Raw genomic sequence first — 16,744 nt, 5'->3', positions numbered from 1 at the left:
CCTGCTAGAGATGTTTAGTCGGGTGAGGGTGTCCCGCGTCGTCACGACGCGGGACACCCTTCCTCCCCATTCCCCGGAGCCTCGAGACCGAGGGTGCTGGACTCTCAGCGAAGACCGATGTTGACGTAGTACGTCTGGCCGTCGTCGAGCGCGACGCCGATCCGCCAGTAGTTGCCGCCCTTCGAGTCGGTCTTCCAGTTGTAGATGTACTGCTGCGCAGTCGCGTCGTAGCGGTACGTGCTGCCGCTGTCGGCCGAGACGCTGTAGAGCGACTCGTCCACGGGGGCGCTCATGGCGCTGCCCTTGACGGGCGTGAACCACACTGGCGCGGTGGCCGCCTGAACGACGGTGCCGTCGGCCTTCCTCAGCTGCAGCTTGACCGGAATCGTGCTGCCCGCCTTGAAGATGCTCGTCGACGTGCCAACCTGGTGTGCCGTGTCGTTGATCGGCTGGAGGTACCCGTCAAAGCGATAGACCGCCTTGTAGGTGCCAGTGATCGTCGTGACGTTTCCCGCACTGTCGGTTGCCGTGGCGGCGTAGGTGAAGGTACCAACGCCGTTGGCGTTGCCTCCGGTCACGACGACCTTGCAGGTGGCGACTCCGGAGAAGCTGTCCGTGGCCGTGCAGGTCGCAGCGGGAACGGAACCCACCGTGAACGTGCCGCCCTGGACGTTGACACCCGCGCTGGTGAGCGTCGGCTTCTCCTGGTCGATCTTGATGCCCCCCATCGTGGCGGCCGCCGTGTTGCCGGCCTTGTCGGTGACAGTGCCGTTGGCCGCGTTCAGGCCGTTGGCGGTCAAGGTCACCGGGTCTGGACACGTCGCGACCCCGGACAGTGCGTCGCCACACGTGAAGGTCACCGTGACGGGACCGACGTACCACCCGTTGTTGCCGAGAGTGCCGATCGTGATGGCACCCGTGATAGTCGGTGCGGTCTTGTCGAGTTTGACCGTGACCGAGTCGGTGCCGGTGTTGCCGGCGGTGTCCTTCGCCGAACCGGTTACCAACTGCCCGGCCGTCTCCGCGGAGAGGGTCGCCGGAGCCGTCAGCGTGCCGGCAGCGAGGCCCGAGCCCTTGTCGTCGTCCTTGGCTGAGAACGTCACCGTGACATCGGTGTTGTTCCACTCGTCAGCGTTCGGTGCCGGCGACAGCGCGTGGCTCACAGTCGGAGCGATGTTGTCCCACTTGAGGTCGACAGTGTTGCGCGCCTCGCTGTTGCCCGCCTTGTCCACAGCCCAGTACCTGACTGTGCCCTCGCCGCTCCCATCGAGCGGGACGGTAGCCGTCGTCGAAGCGCCCGCGGCAACCTGCTCCGCCCCGTCGTTGACGACGTAGTGGATCTCCTTGACCCCGGACAGCCCCGTCTGATCGGCGGCGGAGAGCACCACGGGCGCCGTCGCACCGGTGCACCAACCGGCCGTCTTGGTGCACAGGTTGTTGCTCGTGGTCGTCGGAGCGGTGCCGTCGATGTTGATGCCACCGACGGTCTTGCCGACACCGACGTTGCCGGCCATGTCGGTGGCTGCGTCGCTGGTGACCGACTGGTTGGCGCCGTCGCCCTTGAGCAGCTTGCTGGTGGGGCACGAGGCAACACCGGAGCCGTCGGTCCCGTCGGCCAGCTGCGGGTCGGAGCAGGAGAAGTCGACGACGACCTCGCCTTGGTACCAGTCCGCGGCGTTCGCCGAGGTCTTGGGAGCACCGTTCACCCCCGGCGCTGTCCGATCGATCTTGATGCCCGTGACCGAAGCCTCCTCGCTCACATTGCCGGCGTTGTCCCTGATCGTCTTCGGACCGGTGCCGAGGTGGCGGCCCTCACCGGTGATCGTGCTGCTCGCCGGCTGGCTCGAGCTGTCGATCTTGGAGAGCGCGTCGTCGCCGACCCAGGTGACCGCGACGTCGCCCTTGTGCCAGCCGGCTGCGTTCGGGTCGGACGGCACACCGACGAGCGTCGGCTTGGTCTTGTCGATGTTCACCGGGCCGAAGTCGGCCTCGCTGCGGTTGCCCGCCACGTCGACCGCGTCGCCGTGGACGATCAGGCCCGCGCCGTCGTTGCTCAGTGTGGTGTCACCGGCGCAGCCGGCCACCCCGTCGATTCCCGAGTCGGCGTCGGAGCAGGTGAACTTCACGTCGACGTCGGTGTTGTTCCAGCCAGCGGCGTTGGCTGCCGGACTCTGGCTGCCCTTGATCGTCGGAGCAATGGTGTCCACCTTGATCTCAGTGGTCCTGACGCTGTCCTTCGCCTCGTCGTTGCCGGCGATGTCCACGCTCCAGTAGGTGATGGTGTGGACGCCGGTCGACAGGTCTGCCGTGAAGGGCTGGCCGTAGATCTGCGTCGTCCCGTCGTCGATCGTGTAGTACGTCGCCCCGATGCCCGAGAGCGCGTCGGTGGCCTGGAACGCCACCGGGATGCCGCTGGTGACGTACCAGCCGGTGTCCGTCGACGGGATGACGACGTTCGTGGTCGGCGCCGTCTTGTCGATCTGGAAGGTCAGCGGAGCACCCGCGGTCTCGGTGTTGCCGGCGCCGTCCTGGCTCCAGAACTCCACGGTGTGCGGCCCATCAGCGCTGACCGAGAAGGCGCCGCTGTAGGACTGCTCCGCACCACCGTCGAGCGTGTAGATGGTCTCCGCGACGTCGGTGAAGTTGTCGTGCGCCGACAGCGTGACCTTGACGTCGCTGCCGTACCAGCCGTTCTGCTGCGCGCCCTCGAGCGCGCCGGTCGTCACTGGTGCTGAGCGATCGATCTTGATGCCGGTGACCGTTTCGGTCGCCGTGTTGCCGGCCACGTCAGTGCAGCTCGCGGTCGAGGAGAGGTTGTCGCCCTCACCGCTCACAATGTCATCGGCCGGACCAGTCGCAACGTGGGACAGTGCGTCGGTGCAGGTCCACGTGACGGTGACGTCACCTGTGTGCCAGCCACTGGTGAAGTCAGCGGAGAGCAATGGTTCCGTCTTGTCGATGTTGATGCTGGAGACTCCGGCCGAAGCGGAGTTGCCCGCAGCGTCCGTGACGAATGCGCTTGCGCTCTGGTTCAAGCCTTCTCCGAGGACCTCGGGGTTCGGCGATCCACTCACACCGGACAGGTCGTCGCTTGTGGTGTAGGTCACCGTGACGTTCTCCCGGTACCAGCCGGCGGCGTTCTTGGTGCCGCTGGCCGTCGCCGAGATCGAGGGGGCCGTCTTGTCGATGCGAACGTCGGCCGTGTCGCTGGCGGTGCTTCCGGCGCCATCAGCTGCCACGCCGCTCACGTTGTGGCTGCCCTCGGCGGTCATGGTGACCGGAGCCGTGCAGCTTGCGACGTCGGAGCCACCCTGGTCGGCGCAGGTGAACGTCACCGTGACGTCCTGGTTGGTCCAGGCGCCATCCGTGTAGGTCAGAGGCGCGAAGGCGTGGGAGATGCTCGGCGCCGTCTTGTCGATCCTCACGTGCGCGGTCTGGACGGCTTCCACATTCCCGACCTTGTCGGTCGAGAAGAAGGTGACGGCGTGGTCGCCCTCGGAGCCGAGCGTGAGGCTGGTTCCGGTCTGCATGGCTTCGCCGTCGACCGAGTACTCCGTCTTGGCGACTCCCGAAAGGTTGTCGCTCGCCGAAAGGGTCACGGTGACATTGCCATTGACCCAGCTGTTGGACGTGCCACTGATGCTCGTGGTCGGCGCCGTGCGGTCGATGTTCACGGCCGGAGTGCTGGTGGCCGTCGTCGAAAGGCCCGCACCGTTCGTGACTGTCTTCGAGCTGGTGAGGCCCGTGCCCTCGCCCGTGATCGTCGTGTCGGACGGCGCGGTCGGGATGCCCGACTCCGAGTCGGACGCTGTCCAGTCGACCGTGACGTCATCCTTGTACCAGCCAGCTCCGTTTGGCTGGGATGCGGGCGTGCCGGACAGAAGGGGCGCGGTCGTGTCGCCCGCGGGGGCCGTGGAGGACGTGGTGGCCGTGTTGCCAGCCTTGTCCGTCGCGGTACCGGTCACGGTGATGCCGGGCTCCACCGTCTTGGAGTTCGTGACCGTCCCATCAGCCAGGCAGGTGACGATGCCGGAGGCCTCACCGCCTCCCGAGACTGAATCTGAACAGTTGAATGTCACGGTCGTCGTGCCGTTGGCGTTCTTGGTCTGAGTGGCAGTGATCGTCGGCGCTGCCTTGTCGACACGAACCGTCACAGCCCCCGCGGCACCCGAGTTGCCGAGTCGGTCCACTTGGGCCGGAGCTGAAAGGTTGGTGGCGCCGTTGCTGGTAACGATGTCTGTCTGGAACGGCTGATCTACGGCGACGCCCGAACCGGCGTCAGCCGCAGTCCACTTCACCGTGACGTTGGTGTTGTTCCAGCCCGCTGCGTTGGCGGCGGGCGTCAGAGCCGCCGTCACGACTGGACCCGCGTTGTCCACGGTGTAACTGGCCTGGGTGGTGGCGGACTGCCCTGTGCAGTTGTTGTCGTTGTACTTCTCGGAGGCGTTGATCGCGAAGTTCTGGACTCCGTTCCCGGTTGGCGCGTTCAGAGAGAACGTCCACACCGTCTTGCCAGGGCTTGAGGTCTGGCGTGGGACCGGGGTACCGGCAAGGATCACGCACTGGATGTCGTTGCTGGTCTGGACCGTGAGCGTCAGCGCGGCATTCACCTTCGCGTAGAGCACGCCTCCGAAGGCAACCGTCCCAGCGCCACCAGTGAACTGCGCGCTGCTGATCGAGGCTGCTGCCGCGGGCGCAACGTTGATGCCGCCGCCCACGACACTGGCGACTGCGGCACCCGCCAAGAGCCGTCGCGCGACTCGTCCCGCACCGCGTCTACGACGTGACTGCTCGCCCTTGTCGGCGCTCGTTTGGACGTTCATTCCCGTTCCCCTCACCCTATGCAACACGTCGTGGTGTGTGCCGCCCCCCGGCGCACATGGAGAACCTAAGCGCGATTCCGCCCCGTCCAATGCGGTTTGACGTTCAACCACCTGAACGCGCGGGCTTGCACGCTTGAAGAGCCCGTTCAAATGTCTAAACACCCCGCCGACGGACTTGTCCAAGCCCTGAGGTTGCGCGGGCGCGGGTATGCCGCGGGGCCCGCTCCGGCTGGAACGGGCCCCACGGCATACGGGCTGGGTGTGTCTGTGCGTCAGGAGGTCGGTGCCTTGACGGCGAGCACGGGGCAGTCGGCCTCGAGCAGGATCGTCTGGGCCTGGCTGCCCATGATGAGCTTGCCGACCGGGGTGCGTCGCCGCAGCCCGATGACGATGAGCTCGGCATTGGTCTGCTGGGCCACGTCGAGCACCTGGTCACCGGGGTCGCGCGCCTCGACCTGCTGGCTCACCTCGAACTCGACTCCCGAGTCGGCGAGGTCCTGCTGCACCGACTCCCAGTCCGACGCGGAGGCGTGCCGCCGGTCCACGAGCGCGTCGCCGCGGCTCGCGTTGACGACCACGAGACGTCGCCCGCGCAGCTTGGCCTCCTCGATTGCGCGACCCAGTGCGGCGCGGCCCTCGGGTGACGGGACGTATCCCACGACGATCGGCATGTCAGAGTCCTTCCTGGTTGGCGTGCGCGTGGAGCGGCTGGTCGTCGCCGAGCGGGCCACCGGTGCCGCCGCCACGGCGCTTGACCACCAGGCGAACGATCGGTGGCACGACGAGCAGCAGCCCGATGATGACGTAGACGATCTGCGAGAACGCCGTGTTGTAGAGGCCGCTCAGGTCGGCGTTGCTGATCTGCAGCGCTCGCCGCATCTGCTCCTCGGCCACCGGGCCGAGGATGATCGCGATGATCGCGGGCACGACAGGGAGGCCGTAGCGCCGCATGAAGAAGCCGAGCGCGCCGATGATGATGAGCAGCCACAGGTCGAAGGTCGAGTTGTTGGCGGCATACGCCCCGATGCTGGCGAAGAAGAGGATGCCGGCATAGAGGTAGGGGCGCGGGATGCGCAGCAGCTTGGCCCACACGCCGGCGAGCGGCAGGTTGAGCGCGAGCAGGATCGCGTTGCCGATGAAGAGGCTGGCGATGAGGCCCCAGACGAGCTCGGGCTGCGTGTCGAGCAACCTCGGACCCGGCTGGATGCCATAGCTCTGGAAGGCGCCCAGCATGATCGCCGCGGTCGCGGTGGTCGGGATGCCGAGCGTCAGCAGGGGCACGAGTCCGCCTGCGGCAGAGGCGTTGTTGGTCGCCTCCGGGCCCGCGACACCCTCGATGGCACCCTTGCCGAACTCCTCGGGGTGCTTGGTCAGCTTCTTCTCCATCGCGTAGGAGAGGAAGGTCGGGATCTCGGCGCCACCGGCCGGCACGGCGCCGAACGGGAAGCCGATCGCGGTGCCGCGCAGCCAGGGCTTCCACGAGCGCGACCAGTCCTTGCGGGTCATCTTCGCACCGTCGACGTGCACGATCTCGAGGGGCGAGCGTCGCAGGTGCGCCGCGACCCAGAGGGCCTCGCCCACCGCGAAGAGTCCGACCGCGACGACGACGACGTCGATGCCGTCGGCGAGCTCGGGGATGCCGAGCGTCAGCCGCTGCTGACCCGAGGTCGGGTCGATGCCGATGAGCCCGATGAGCAGGCCGATGCCGAGCGACGCGAGGCCGCGCACCTTCGACGAGCCGAGCACCGTCGTGACCGCGATGAAGGCGAGCACCATGACGGCGAAGTAGTCGGGCGCACCCATCTGCACGGCGATCTTGACGATGACCGGCGCGAGCAGTGCCAGGCCGAGCGTGCCGATCGTGCCGGCGATGAAGGAGCCGATTGCGGCCGTGGCGAGCGCCGCTGCCCCTCGACCCTTCTTGGCCATGAGGTTGCCCTCGATGGCCGTGATGACTGACGCGCTCTCACCTGGGGTGTTGAGCAGGATCGAGGTCGTCGACCCGCCATACATGCCGCCGTAGTAGATGCCGGCGAACATGATGAAGGCCTGCGTCGGCTCGAGCGTGTAGGTGATGGGGAGCAGCAGCGCGATCGTCATGGCCGGGCCGATGCCCGGGAGCACGCCGATGGCCGTGCCGAGCAGCACGCCGAGGAAGGCGTAGAGCAGGTTGATCGGCGTCAGCGCCGTGCCGAAGCCCTCGATGAGGGAGTTGATGCCGTCCATCAGAGGATTCCCTTCAGCAGCCCGACGGGGAGCTTGATCCCGAGGCCGGCGTAGAAGAGGTACCAGGAGCCGACCGACATCACGAGCGAGATGATCGCGTTGCGGATGTAGCTGCGGCTGCCCAGCGCGTAGGTGGTGCCGAAGAAGAGGATGGCCCCGGAGAGCGGCCAGCCGATGCGCTCGATGAGCAGCGCGTTGGCGACGAAGGCGCCGGCCAGCAGGCCGATGGTGTGCCAGTCGCTGCCGTGCGAGAGGTCGACGTCCTCGCCGCCCTCCTGCTCACCGCGACCGCCGCGGGCGACGTCGACGGCGAGCAGGATGGCGGTCACGATGAGCAGGCCGCCGACGAGCATCGGCACGGTCTTGGCCCCGACCGGGCCGCGCGAGGAGGCCAGGTCGGTGAGGCTCATCGCGTCGACGATCGCCCAGACGCCGAGGGCCAGCAGGAGCACGGCGACGCCGTACTCCGAGTAGTTCTTCCCCCTGGCGTCACGGGTGGGATCGACCACCCGGTCCGGGGGGACCGGGGGCGTCGCGGCCCCCGGTCCACCCGTGGCCCCCGAGGGGGCCGCCGCGTCCTGGCCGGTGCTCATGACGTCAGGCCGAGTTCCTTGAGAACGCCGGCGACGCTCTCGTTCTGCGCGGTGAGGTAGGCCTTGAACTCGTCGCCGGTCTGGAAGGCGTCGGTCCAGCCCTGGTCGGCGAGCGTCTTCTTCCACTGCTCCGACGCGTGCATCTTGGTCAGCAGGTCGACGTACTGGGCCGTCTTCTCGGCCGAGAGTCCGGGGGGCGCCACGATGCCGCGCCAGTTGGTGAACTCCATGTCGATGCCGAGGCTCTTGAGGGTCGGGGCGTCGACGCCCTCGACCGGGTTGGCGCTCGTCACGGCGAGGATCCTGACGTCACCGTTCTTGGCCTGCTCGGCGACCTCGCTGATGCCCGTCGCGGCGAAGGCGAGCTTGTTGCCGAGCACACCGGTGAGCAGTTCACCGCCGCCGTCGTAGGCGACGTAGTTGACGTCCTTGGGCGTGACCCCGACGGCCTTGGCGAGCAGCATCGGAGTCAGGTGGTCGGGGCCACCGGGGTTGGAGGCACCACCGACGGCCAGCTTGCCCGGGTCGGCCTTCCACGCGGTGACGAGCTGGTCGAGGCTCGTGTAAGGCGAGTCCTTGGGCACGACGATGGCCTCGGACTCCTCGATGAGCTTGGCGATCGGCACGGTCTCGTTGAGCGTGGCCTTCGACTTGTTGGTGTAGACGGCCCCGACGACGCCGAGCCCCATCTGCATGAGGATGTCCTCGGCGCCCTTCTCGTTGACGAGACGCTGGAGGCCGACGGTGCCACCGGCGCCCGCGGCGTTGAAGACCTCGATCGTCGTGGCGAGCTTGGCGTCCTGCATCGCCTTGGCCGCCGCGCGGGCGGTCTGGTCGTAGCCGCTGCCGGGAGAGTTGGGCACGAGGATGCGCAGACCCGAGACGGGTCCGGCTGCCGCGGTGGAGCCGCCCGCGGAGGACGAGTCCTCGTCGGCGCTCACGCCGCAGGCGGAGAGGGCGAGGCCCGCGACCAGGATGGCCGAGGTGAAGGTGAGCGAGGTCCGGAAACGCACTGGAGACTCCTTTGTCTGGGATGGGCCGGTGGAGGGCTGGCCCGTGGTGTCTTGGTCAGCGTGGTGGTCGCCGGATCGCCTGTCACCGTTAGGAGCGCAAACTCCATTTTGTTCATTCTGCTCACGCGTTGACGTTGGCTGACGCGGGCAGGACCGCCCATGATGTCGTCATGGACGCGGCGTGGCGATCTCGGCTGCGGCTCCGCCGGTGGACGCTGGCGGGCCGGATGCTCGCCATGCAGCTCGGCATCATGTGCGTCGTCTTCGTCGGCGTGGCCGCGGTCTCGCTCGCGCAGTCCGACGCGCGCTTCCGCGACACCGAGGGCCGCCGGGCGCAGGCGATCGCCGAGAACCTCGCCGGCACCGCCGGCATCCTCGAGGCGGCCGAGACCCGCAGCCCCGGGTTCATCAGCCAGGCCCAGACCGCCGTCGAAGGGAGCCGCAGCTACTCGGGCTCGACCAAGGTCGTCGTCGCAGCTCCCGACCGCAGGATCATCGTCTCCACCGACCCGCTGCCTCGCTCGACCCCCGTCCTGCTGCAGGACACCCCGTCGTTCGACGGCCGGGGCTGGGTGGGCACCGAGGACGGGACCGGAGCCGCCATGGCGACGGCACCCGTGATCAGCCCGACGACCCGCGAGACGGTCGGCGTCGTCGCCGTCAGCCGCGCCTACCCCTCCGTCATGGAGAACCTCGCCGCCGCGCTGCCGAGCCTGCTCACCTACCTCGGCATCGCAGGCGCCCTCGGCGTCGCCGGCTCGCTCCTGCTGTCGCGGCGGGTCAAGCGCCAGACCCTGGGCCTCGAGCCGCGCGAGATCACCGGCCTCGTCGAGCAGCGCGAGGCGCTGCTGCACGGCATCAAGGAGGGCATGCTCGCCGTTGGCCTCGACCGGCGCATCACCATGGTCAACGACGAGGCTGCCCACCTGCTCGGCATCCCCCAGGCGAGCACGGGGCGTGCCATCGCCGACGTCGACCCCACCGGTCGCCTCGCCGACATCTTCGACGACGTCGACACAACGACCGACCGCGTCATCCCCTTCCGGGGGCGGGTACTGACGATCAACCGGATGCCCGTGCTGAGCCACGGCCGGCACATCGGCTGGGTCGTCACCCTGCGCGACCGCACCGAGATGCTCGAGCTCCAGCGTGAGCTCGACCTGACGCGCGACACGACCGACGCCCTGCGCGCCCAGGCCCATGAGTTCAGCAACCGGATGCACGTCGTCAGCGGGCTCATCGAGCTCGGGGAGTACGACGAGGCGCGCGGCTACGTGCGCCACATCGCCGACACGCAGACGCGACTGACCCGGAGCATCACCTCGCACGTCGCCGACCCCGCGGTGGCCGCCCTGCTCATCGCCAAGTCGAGCCAGGCCGACGAGCGGCACGTCGAGCTCGTCCTCGCCGAGACGACCGACCTCGACCGCCTCGACGAGCGGATGGCGACCGACGTCAACACCGTGCTCGGCAACCTCATCGACAACGCCCTCGACGCCTCGGCCGACGCCCCCGACCCCGTCGTCACCGTCGAGGTCGTGCAGGACGACCACGAGGTGCGCATCACCGTGCGCGACACCGGCCCCGGCGTCGACCGCGACCTCGGTCAGCGAGTCTTCCGCCAGGGTGTCAGCACCAAGGAGGCCCCGCCCGGCGACCGGCGCGGCATCGGTCTCGCGCTGGTGCGGATGATCTGCCGAAAGCGTGGTGGCGAGGTGACCGTCACCCACGACGACGGCGCCGTCTTCGTGGCCACCCTCCCCCTCGACCCCCTCGCGGTGGCCCGATGATCCGGGTGCTCGTCGTCGACGACGACTTCATGGTGGCCAAGGTGCACTCGAGCGTCGTGGCCCGCCAGCCGGGCTTCCAGGTCGTCGGTGTCGTGCACTCCGGCGCGGCCGCGCTCGAGGCCGTGCGCACCACCCATCCCGACCTCGTGCTGCTCGACGTCTACCTGCCCGACATGAGCGGGCTCGACGTACTGCGCCGGTTGCGCGAGCCTCCCTTCGGCGAGCTCGACGTCATCGTCATCAGCGCCGCGCGCGACCTCGACTCGGTGCGCAAGGCCATGCGCGGCGGCGTCTTCCACTACCTCGTCAAGCCCTTCGAGATCGACGTCCTGCGCCAGCGGCTCGTCGAGTTCGCCGAGCACCGGGCCGAGCTCGCCGAGCTGAGGGCCGCCGGCGAGGTCGGCCAGGACGACGTCGACCGCGCCTTCCGCAGCCAGGCCGCGCGCACGACGCGTCGCCTGCCCAAGAGCATCAGCCGCGACACCATCGAGCTGGTCGAGCGGGCGCTCGCAGAGGCGGGCGACGACGGCATGTCGGCGATGGAGTGCGCCGACGCGACCGGCCTCTCGCGCAGCAGCACCCGGCGCTACCTCGACCATCTCGTCGAGGTCGGCACCGCCGAGACCCTCCGTCCGCGCTACGGCGCCGCCGGCCGGCCGGAGCGCCGCTACCGCAGCACCACCGCCTGACCCCGTCCAACGGGCACCCACCCCAAAGTCGAGTGGGCACTTTCCACCGCGCGGGGTCGGGTGCAAACTGCCCACTCGACGAGAAGGGGCGGCGCCTAACTCAAAGTCGAGTGGGCACTTTCACACACCACCGTCGAGTGGGCACTTTCCACCGCGCGGGGTCGGGTGCAAACTGCCCACTCGACGAGGAGGGGCGGCACCCACCCCACCGTCGAGTGGGCACTTTCACACACCACCGTCGAGTGGGGCGGGGCCCAGCACCGTCGAGTGGGCACTTTCCATCGACGTATGGGTGCCGCACGCGGCTCGATGTCACGTCAACGAGCGTCGAGCCGGCCACCGATCGCGTCGAGCGCGACGTCACGGGCTGCGAGCACGTGCTCCTCCGCGCGCGCTCGGGCGGCTTCGGGGTCGCGCGCGACGATCGCGTCGAGGATCGCGCGGTGCTCGGCGAGCGCCGCCGAGCGCCGCTGCTGGCTCTGGTTGGTGAACGCCCGGTAGCGCGACATGTGCCCGTCGACCTGCTCGTGCAGCCGCCCCGCCCAGCCGTGCCGCGCCACCGCCGCGACGGCGAGGTGGAAGTCGTGGCCTGCCCGCATCGCGTCCTCCGCGTCACCGACGTGCCGCGCGTTGCGCTCGACGAGGTCGGCGAGCCGTCGCGCGTCCGCGTCGGTCAGGCGCCGCGCTGCCTCGGCGGACATCACCCCCTCGAGGGCTGCCCGCACGCCGTAGAGCTCCTCGATGTCCTCGGTGCTGAGCGGGCGCACGACCATGCCCCCCGTGGGCAGCTGGTCGAGCAGGTCCTCGGCAAGCAGGAGGCGCAACGCCTCGCGCAGCGGGGTGCGACTGACCTGCAGCTCCGCCGCGAGCTCGGGCTCGTAGAGCCGCTGCCCCGGCTCGAGCTCGAGGTCGAGGATGCGTCGGCGCAGCTCGGTGTAGACGAGCTGGCCTCCCGAGGCGCGCCTCATCCGTTCCATCCTGTGCCCCTCTCTTGCATACATGTATACAAGTATGCTTCCATGACTCCAGTCTTGCACGACCCACCCGACGAAGGAGCAGCCGTGGCCGCCGAAGGCATCCGCAGCGCCGCAGCCGAGCCAGGCACGACCGACGTCGTGGTCCGCCCCGACGCGTTGCGCGGCCTCGTCTCCGAGCTCCTCACCGCGTGCGGCGTGCCCGCGGGCGACGCCGCCCTGCTCGCCGACACCCTCGTCGTCGCCGAGCTCTGGGGTCACGCCTCGCACGGCGTGCTCCGCCTGCCCTGGTATGCCGCCCGCCTTGCCTCGGGCGCCATGGCGACGGTCACCGAGGTCGAAACGGTCACCGACACGGGTGGCGTCGTCGTGCTCGACGGGCACGACGGCATCGGCCAGGTCGTCACCCGCCGCGCCGTCGACCTCGGCGTCGAGCGCGCCCGGCGCCACGGCATCGCGGGCGTGGCCGTGCGAAACTCCGGCCACTTCGGCACGGCCGCCTACTTCACCCGGCTCGCGGCCGAGGAAGGCTGTGTCGCCATCCTCGTCACGAACGCGAGCCCGGCCATGGCTCCCTGGGGCGGTCGGCGCAAGAGCATCGGCACCAACCCGTGGTCGATAGCCGCACCGGCCGGCCGCCACGGGGTCGTGGTCATGGACCTCGCCAACACGGCCGTCGCCCGCGGCAAGGTCTATCTCGCCGCCGAGCGCGGCACCGACATCCCCGAGGGCTGGGCGGCCGACGCCGATGGCAACGAGACCACCGACCCCACGGCGGCCCTCGCGGGCCTCATCCTGCCCATGGCCGGCCCGAAGGGCTACGTCATCTCCTTCATGATGGACGTCCTCGCCGGGGTGCTCACCGGAAGCGCCTTCGGCGCGCAGGTCGCCGGGCCCTACGACCCCGATCGCCGCAGCGGCGCGGGCCACCTGCTCATCGTCATCGACGTCGCGGCCATGAGTGGCGAGGCCGAGTTCGCCTCTCGCATGGAGGATCTCGTCGACCAGACCCGCTCCGGCGAGCTCGCTCCCTGGGCGGACGAGATCCTCGTGCCCGGCGAGCTCGAGGACCGCAGCCGTCACGCGAAGGAGCGAGACGGCATACGGCTGGCTGCCACCACGTGGGCGAGCCTCACCGCGCTCGCTGCCGAGAGCGGCACCCCCCTGCCCCCAGCGCTGCCCACCCCACCACACGACCCGTCCCAGGAGGTCCACCCGTGATCGCACTCACCGTCTCGCTGCACGTCGTCCCCGAGCGACTCGACGACTTCGTCGACGCCATCACCACGAACGCCAAGCGCAGCTTCACCGACGAGCCCGGCTGCCTCCACTTCGACGTGTGCCAGGACCTCGCCGACCCCCACCACTTCGTCCTCCACGAGCTCTACGTCGACGAGGACGCCGTGGCCGCCCACCGCGCGGCGCCGCACTTCGCCGTGTGGCGCGAGGCAGCCGAGCGGTGCGTCGTGCCGGGCAGCCAGGTCAACACCCTCTCCGCCGTGCGGGCGCACCACGCGGGCGGTGCCGCATGAGGATCCTCGTGCTGCCCGGCGACGGCATCGGGCCAGAGATCACCACTGCCACCCTCTCGGTGCTCGAGGCGGCCGACGCCCGCTTCGGGCTCGGGCTGCACACGGAGGTGCGCGAGATCGGGCTGGCCTCGCTCGCTGCCACGGGCACCACCCTCCCCGACGACGTGCTGGCGCGGGTGACCGAGGTCGACGGCACGATCCTCGGACCGGTCTCGCACTACGACTACCCGCCGCGCGCCGAGGGCGGCATCAACCCGTCGGCCGAGCTGCGCACGCGCTTCGAGCTCTTTGCCAACGTGCGGCCGTGCCGCTCCGTCGACGACCTCAGCGTGCTCCGCACGCCCATGGACCTCGTCATCGTGCGCGAGAACACCGAGGGCTTCTATTCCGACCGCAGCATGTATGCCGGCTCGGGGGAGTTCATGCCCGACGCCGACTCCGCGTTCTCCCTCCGCAAGATCACCGCCCGAGCCTCGGCACGGGTGGCGCGTGCAGCCTTCGAGATCGCCCGCACGAGAAGGGGACTCGTGACGGCGGTGCACAAGGCCAATGTCGTGAAGCTCTCCGATGGGCTCTTCCTGCGCGAGGTGCGCCGGGTCGCGGACGACTACCCCGACGTCGAGCTGCGCGAGCTCATCGTCGACGCGGCCGCCGCCCGGCTCATCCGCAGCCCAGGCGACTTCGACGTCATCGTCACGACGAACATGTTCGGCGACATCCTCAGTGACGAGGCCTCCGAGCTCTGCGGCAGCCTCGGGCTCGGCGGAGCCATCAACGCCGGCGACGACACCTGCGTCGCCCAGGCCCAGCACGGCTCCGCGCCCGACATCGCCGGGCAAGGTGTCGCCAACCCCGTGTCGCTCATCCGGTCGGCTGCGATGCTGCTCGACTGGCACGGAGCCCGATCGGATCGCGCCGACCTCGTCGCGGCTGCTGCCGCGATCGAGAGAGCAGTCACCGCGGTGGTCGCCGACCCCGCCACCCGCACACCCGACCTCGGCGGCAGCCTCACCACCGACGAGATCGCAGCGGCCATCTCGCAGGCCGTGTCGGCAGCGGAGGCGTCAAACCCCACCACCCACCGAGAGGACCACCATGCCTGAGCAGCCCACCCCACCAAGCCTGCTCGTGCGACCTGACACGGTCGCGCCCTTCGACCGCGGCAACGGCGTCGTCACCATCCCATATGTCGGCAAGTGGAACTGCGAGACCAACGCGGTCACGACGGGGCAGACCCGCTTCGCCGAGGGCACGGGGCTGCCGCTCCACAGCCACAACGTCGAGGAGTCGGTGCTCGTGCTCGAGGGCGAGGCGGTCGCCGAGATCGGCGACGAGTCCTTCGCGCTCGTCGCCGGTGAGGCCACCTGGGTGCCCGCGGGCGTCCCGCACCGCTTCTGGAACCGCGGATCCGGCGTCATGCGCATCTACTGGGTCTACGGCGGGCGTGACGTGACGCGCACGATGACCGCGACGGGCGAGACCTTCGAGCACCTCTCCGAGAGCGACCGAGGCGGGCGGAGCGCGCCATGATCGAGACCGTCAACCCTGCCGACGGCACTGTCCTGCAACGGTATGCCGCGATGTCGGCGGAGGACGTCGAAGCCGCGGTCGCGGCCGGGGCCGACGCGGCTCGCGCCTGGGGACGGGTGCCCGTCGCCGATCGACTGCGGGCAGTGCGCCGGCTCGGCGATGTGCTGCGTGACCGCTCCGAGGCTCTGGCGGCCCTCGTCACGAGCGAGATGGGCAAGCCCCTCGGCGAGGCCCGCGGCGAGGTCGCCAAGTCGGCTCTCACCGCCGACCACTACGCCGACCACGGCGCCGACATCCTCGCCGACCGTCCCGTCGAGATCGACGGCTCCGCCGAGGTCAGGGCCTGGGTCGCGCACGAGCCGATGGGGCTGGTGCTCGCGGTCATGCCGTGGAACTTCCCGATCTGGCAGGTCATGCGCGCAGCGATCCCGACCGTCGCCGCGGGCAACGGCCTGCTGCTCAAGCACTCCCCCAACGTCACCGGCTCAGCACTCGCCCTGGTCGAGATCTTCGAGGAGGCCGGCCTGCCCGCCCACCTCGTCAGTGCCCTCGTCGTCGCCGAGCCCGACGTCCCCGACGTCGTCGGCGGTCTCATCGCCGACGACCGCATCGCCGCCGTCACCCTCACGGGCAGCAACCGGGCCGGCGAGATGGTCGGCGCGGCTGCCGGGCGTGCGACGAAGCCGTCGGTGCTCGAGCTCGGCGGCTCCGACGCCTTCGTCGTGCTGGCCGACGCCGATGTCGAGGCCGCGGCCCGCGCCGCCGTGCGGGCTCGCTTCACCAACGGGGGCCAGAGCTGCGTGTGTGCCAAGCGCTTCATCGTCGAGCAGGCCATCGCTGACGCGTTCGTTGAGCACTTCGTCGCGGGCACGCGAGCGCTGCGGGTGGGCGACCCCACAGACCCGGCCACCGATATCGGCCCGTTGGCCCGGGCCGACCTGCGCGACACCCTGCAGCGCCAGGTCGACGCCTCGGTCGGGCTCGGTGCCACCGTCGCAACGGGTGGTCGCAGCGGGTCGGGCCCGGGCTGGTTCTACGAGCCGACCGTGCTGCTCGGCACCGGGCCGGGCATGCCCGTCTTCGACGAGGAGACCTTCGGACCGGTCGCCGCGGTGGTGGTGGCGCGCGACGAGGGCCACGCGGTCGCCCTCGCCAACCACACGGCATACGGGCTCGGCTTGAGCGTGTGGAGCTCCTCGACCGAGCGGGCGGTGGGGGTCGCCCGGCAGATCACGTCGGGCGCGGCCTTCGTCAACGCGACGGTGGCGTCGGACCCGAGGGTGCCCTTCGGTGGCACGAAGCGCAGCGGCTACGGGCGCGAGCTCGCCGACGCCGGGATGCTCGCCTTCACCAACGAGCGCACCTACTGGGTCGCTACCCCCGCCTGACCCACCCCTCCAAAGTCGAGTGCCCATTTCCCGACACCCCGCCACGTCGAGTGCCCGTTTCCCGACAGTCCCCACGTCGGGAAATGAGCACTCGACTGGCCGACCCCGTCGGGAAATGAGCACTCGACTGGCCGACCCCGTCGGGAACTGGGCACTCGACTGGCCTTCGCCGTCGGGAACTGGGCA

At 69.7% G+C, this 16,744-nt stretch carries 13 protein-coding genes; 7 read left to right on the top strand and 6 right to left on the bottom strand.

Annotated features, from left to right (window positions below; genetic code table 11):
- Positions 1-104: 104 nt before the first annotated feature.
- From LG278_RS04170 to LG278_RS04150, 5 genes are all read right to left on the bottom strand, one after another.
- Positions 105-4,823, bottom strand: a complete 4,719-nt coding sequence (locus LG278_RS04170) for an OmpL47-type beta-barrel domain-containing protein (RefSeq protein ID WP_404391227.1) — start codon at positions 4,821-4,823, stop codon at positions 105-107.
- A gap of 272 nt (positions 4,824-5,095) precedes the next feature.
- Positions 5,096-5,494 carry a universal stress protein gene (locus LG278_RS04165; protein WP_404391225.1) on the bottom strand — a complete coding sequence of 133 codons (399 nt, stop codon included), beginning with the start codon at positions 5,492-5,494 and terminating at the stop codon, positions 5,096-5,098.
- A gap of 1 nt (position 5,495) precedes the next feature.
- Positions 5,496-7,049 (bottom strand): tripartite tricarboxylate transporter permease, encoded by a 1,554-nt coding sequence (locus LG278_RS04160; RefSeq protein WP_404391223.1) that lies wholly within the window; start codon positions 7,047-7,049, stop codon positions 5,496-5,498.
- Positions 7,049-7,642, bottom strand: coding sequence for a tripartite tricarboxylate transporter TctB family protein (locus tag LG278_RS04155; protein ID WP_404391221.1), 594 nt, complete (start codon positions 7,640-7,642; stop codon positions 7,049-7,051). Before LG278_RS04155 ends, LG278_RS04160 begins: the two co-directional genes overlap by 1 nt.
- Complete coding sequence (locus tag LG278_RS04150; RefSeq protein WP_404391219.1) at positions 7,639-8,655, bottom strand: Bug family tripartite tricarboxylate transporter substrate binding protein; 1,017 nt, start codon at positions 8,653-8,655, stop codon at positions 7,639-7,641. The genes LG278_RS04155 and LG278_RS04150 overlap by 4 nt, the downstream gene beginning before the upstream one ends.
- Before the next feature lie 170 nt (positions 8,656-8,825).
- Here LG278_RS04150 and LG278_RS04145 point away from each other — a divergent pair, with 170 nt between their 5' ends.
- Together LG278_RS04145 and LG278_RS04140 are read left to right on the top strand one after the other, a co-directional pair.
- The gene (locus LG278_RS04145) at positions 8,826-10,445 is read left to right on the top strand and encodes an ATP-binding protein (RefSeq protein WP_404391217.1); all 1,620 of its coding nucleotides are present in this window, start codon (positions 8,826-8,828) and stop codon (positions 10,443-10,445) included.
- Positions 10,442-11,134 (top strand): response regulator, encoded by a 693-nt coding sequence (locus tag LG278_RS04140; protein WP_404391215.1) that lies wholly within the window; start codon positions 10,442-10,444, stop codon positions 11,132-11,134. Before LG278_RS04145 ends, LG278_RS04140 begins: the two co-directional genes overlap by 4 nt.
- A gap of 317 nt (positions 11,135-11,451) precedes the next feature.
- Here the strand turns inward: LG278_RS04140 and LG278_RS04135 are convergent, their stop codons facing one another.
- A complete protein-coding gene (locus tag LG278_RS04135; RefSeq protein ID WP_404391213.1) occupies positions 11,452-12,102 on the bottom strand; it encodes a GntR family transcriptional regulator in 651 nt (216 codons plus the stop codon).
- A gap of 51 nt (positions 12,103-12,153) precedes the next feature.
- Between LG278_RS04135 and LG278_RS04130 the strand changes: the two genes are divergently transcribed.
- The 5 genes from LG278_RS04130 to LG278_RS04110 are packed head-to-tail and all read left to right on the top strand — an operon-like array spanning position 12,154 to position 16,558.
- Positions 12,154-13,329 (top strand): Ldh family oxidoreductase, encoded by a 1,176-nt coding sequence (locus LG278_RS04130; protein ID WP_404391211.1) that lies wholly within the window; start codon positions 12,154-12,156, stop codon positions 13,327-13,329.
- Positions 13,326-13,640: a putative quinol monooxygenase gene (locus tag LG278_RS04125; RefSeq protein ID WP_404391209.1), complete on the top strand. Its 315-nt coding sequence runs from the start codon at positions 13,326-13,328 to the stop codon at positions 13,638-13,640. Before LG278_RS04130 ends, LG278_RS04125 begins: the two co-directional genes overlap by 4 nt.
- Entirely contained in the window at positions 13,637-14,743 is a 1,107-nt protein-coding gene (locus tag LG278_RS04120; protein WP_404391207.1) for an isocitrate/isopropylmalate dehydrogenase family protein, read from the top strand. Before LG278_RS04125 ends, LG278_RS04120 begins: the two co-directional genes overlap by 4 nt.
- Entirely contained in the window at positions 14,736-15,170 is a 435-nt protein-coding gene (locus LG278_RS04115) for a cupin domain-containing protein (protein ID WP_404391205.1), read from the top strand. The genes LG278_RS04120 and LG278_RS04115 overlap by 8 nt, the downstream gene beginning before the upstream one ends.
- Positions 15,167-16,558, top strand: a complete 1,392-nt coding sequence (locus LG278_RS04110) for an aldehyde dehydrogenase family protein (RefSeq protein ID WP_404391203.1) — start codon at positions 15,167-15,169, stop codon at positions 16,556-16,558. Before LG278_RS04115 ends, LG278_RS04110 begins: the two co-directional genes overlap by 4 nt.
- Positions 16,559-16,744 lie beyond the last annotated feature (186 nt).

This window comes from Humibacillus xanthopallidus (assembly GCF_044793955.1).
GTDB classification, from domain to species: domain Bacteria; phylum Actinomycetota; class Actinomycetes; order Actinomycetales; family Dermatophilaceae; genus Humibacillus; species Humibacillus xanthopallidus_C.
This window is presented reverse-complemented; position numbering and strand designations above follow the sequence as displayed.

Excerpts from the sequence above, each read along its gene's own strand:
- LG278_RS04170 (WP_404391227.1), bottom strand. The coding sequence starts at position 4,823 with ATGAACGTCCAAACGAGCGCCGACAAGGGCGAGCAGTCACGTCGTAGA.
- LG278_RS04165 (WP_404391225.1), bottom strand. The coding sequence starts at position 5,494 with ATGCCGATCGTCGTGGGATACGTCCCGTCACCCGAGGGCCGCGCCGCA.
- LG278_RS04160 (WP_404391223.1), bottom strand. The coding sequence starts at position 7,049 with ATGGACGGCATCAACTCCCTCATCGAGGGCTTCGGCACGGCGCTGACG.
- LG278_RS04155 (WP_404391221.1), bottom strand. The coding sequence starts at position 7,642 with ATGAGCACCGGCCAGGACGCGGCGGCCCCCTCGGGGGCCACGGGTGGA.
- LG278_RS04145 (WP_404391217.1), top strand. The coding sequence starts at position 8,826 with ATGGACGCGGCGTGGCGATCTCGGCTGCGGCTCCGCCGGTGGACGCTG.
- LG278_RS04140 (WP_404391215.1), top strand. The coding sequence starts at position 10,442 with ATGATCCGGGTGCTCGTCGTCGACGACGACTTCATGGTGGCCAAGGTG.
- LG278_RS04135 (WP_404391213.1), bottom strand. The coding sequence starts at position 12,102 with ATGAGGCGCGCCTCGGGAGGCCAGCTCGTCTACACCGAGCTGCGCCGA.
- LG278_RS04130 (WP_404391211.1), top strand. The coding sequence starts at position 12,154 with ATGACTCCAGTCTTGCACGACCCACCCGACGAAGGAGCAGCCGTGGCC.
- LG278_RS04120 (WP_404391207.1), top strand. The coding sequence starts at position 13,637 with ATGAGGATCCTCGTGCTGCCCGGCGACGGCATCGGGCCAGAGATCACC.
- LG278_RS04115 (WP_404391205.1), top strand. The coding sequence starts at position 14,736 with ATGCCTGAGCAGCCCACCCCACCAAGCCTGCTCGTGCGACCTGACACG.
- LG278_RS04110 (WP_404391203.1), top strand. The coding sequence starts at position 15,167 with ATGATCGAGACCGTCAACCCTGCCGACGGCACTGTCCTGCAACGGTAT.